The organism is Peribacillus sp. (genome assembly GCF_059453735.1).
Genome location: NZ_JAZVJO010000325.1, coordinates 1 through 1,822, shown reverse-complemented (window position 1 = coordinate 1,822; position 1,822 = coordinate 1). Strand labels below are relative to the sequence as shown.

3 protein-coding genes are annotated in these 1,822 nt (G+C 37.4%); 1 reads left to right on the top strand and 2 read right to left on the bottom strand.

Annotated features, from left to right (window positions below; genetic code table 11):
• Both AC52RT_RS10305 and AC52RT_RS10300 read right to left on the bottom strand, forming a co-directional pair.
• Positions 1-300, bottom strand: a 300-nt coding sequence (locus AC52RT_RS10305; RefSeq protein ID WP_495540663.1) for an arsenate reductase/protein-tyrosine-phosphatase family protein, incomplete at its 3' end; no start/stop codon positions are given.
• A gap of 209 nt (positions 301-509) precedes the next feature.
• On the bottom strand, positions 510-827 hold the full coding sequence (locus AC52RT_RS10300; protein ID WP_495540662.1) for an ArsR/SmtB family transcription factor: 318 nt from the start codon (positions 825-827) through the stop codon (positions 510-512).
• Between the two features lie 371 nt (positions 828-1,198).
• On the opposite strand from AC52RT_RS10300, the gene AC52RT_RS10295 reads away from it, so the two are divergent.
• Positions 1,199-1,822 (top strand): ABC transporter ATP-binding protein (locus AC52RT_RS10295; protein WP_495540661.1); only part of this gene is annotated, 624 nt, incomplete at its 3' end.

The window sequence follows — 1,822 nt, the reverse complement described above, 5'->3', positions numbered from 1 at the left end:
TACTCGTTTAATATGTGGCGGCGTAGCTGGACAATGATCTGCTGCGTGTCCGCATAAAGTGATGACTAGTTCTGCGCTGTTTAAAGTGTCAAAATCAATCACATCTGACGTTTGATTGCTGATATCGATTCCCACTTCGTTCATTGCTTTTACAGCATTCGGATTTAAGCCGTGTGCTTCTAATCCTGCACTTTTGATCTCCCAACTTTCATCCAGGTATTTTTTAGCCCAGCCTTCTGCCATTTGGCTTCTGCAGGAATTGCCTGTGCATAAGAAGTAGATAACTTTTTTAGTGTTCATGTTTTCCTCCGTGCAATGATGTATGTTTTTGTTTTAAAGTATGGCTTCTACCATTTCAGTGCCGCATTTACTCAGGAACCGCTGCTGATGAACCTATTGCAGCTGCAAAGCTTAACTCAAAAGAGCGCTCTTTTCATTTACTGATCGCAGCAGGGAAGAGGGAAAGATGCCATTGGATATAATCCGAAGGAAGCAGCAGCAATCACCAATCACTGCCCCTCCCATTCACAGTTTCCGCTGCAACAAACTACATGTATTGGACTCAGATGGTCCAGTATAGATCGGATATAAGGTTCCTGGTTTTCGTTTAGACGATAATATTTCCAGGTCCCCTCTTTTCTTTCGGAAATGATCCCGGCATCTTTTAATTTCTTTAACTGTTGGCTTACAGCAGGTTGAGAGATATTTAAAACATCTTCAAAGTCACAAGCGCATAATTCACCTTGTTTTAAACAAGCCAATAATTTTAAGCGATTCGAATCACTTACCACCTTAAGCAAGTGTGATATTTCATCAAAACTTTTCATATCTGTTCCTCCGTCCTAACATAAGTAAACGATTATATAAGTTATTGCTTATGTTAATCTCTTTTTCTTTTTAAATCAAGCAAAATGTCCATTTTCTTTTTCTATGTTCTTGTTCTGCTGGCTTCATGGATGCAATCAAAGGGGAATAAAAGGGGGATATAAAACTGGAAAAAGAGTACTAAAGTGGGCCGTATACTACCATTAACTGGATATACCATCATTTGCTAACGTGGCAGTAGTGAATAAGAAATTTAATATGCAGCCCTTAAAAGTGAGTAACTACTCACTTTTTTATTGCAAATCAACCATACTTGAAATTATAATAATCTCGAGTGAGTAAACACTCACTTTTTTGAAAGGAGGATTACATAATGAATGCAGTTAATACTATTCAAGTTCAAGGAGTCACAAAAAGCTTCGGTAAAAAAGTAGTATTAAAAGAAATAAGCTTAGATATTAAACAAGGCAGCATCTATGGTTTTATCGGGCCTTCGGGAGCTGGAAAAACTACCTTGATCAAGATGATTGTTGGAATGGATGTTCCCGATGAAGGTTCTGTCTATTTATTAGGAGAAAAAATGCCTAATTTAAATATCTTGCAAAAAATTGGCTATATGGCACAATCAGATGCCTTATATGAAGCTCTTACTGGTAAAGAAAATCTTATGTTTTTCGCATCGCTCTTTAAGTTGGATAAAACTGAAAAACAGAAGCGGATTGCCTATGCAGCACAATTAGTTAACTTGACCGCAGACCTTAATAAAAGAGTGTCAGCGTACTCAGGAGGTATGAAACGTCGATTATCTCTTGCAATCGCTTTAATTCAAAATCCACAAGTTTTGATATTAGACGAGCCTACTGTGGGAATAGACCCTGAATTAAGATTAAGTATTTGGAATGAGCTGTTAAGATTGAAAAACGATGAAGGGAAAACGATTATTGTAACGACTCACGTAATGGATGAAGCCGAAAAATGTGATTATATCGCAATGGTA

Bases quoted from the DNA above. Each gene is read 5' to 3' on its own strand.
- AC52RT_RS10300 (WP_495540662.1), bottom strand. From the start codon at position 827: ATGAAAAGTTTTGATGAAATATCACACTTGCTTAAGGTGGTAAGTGAT.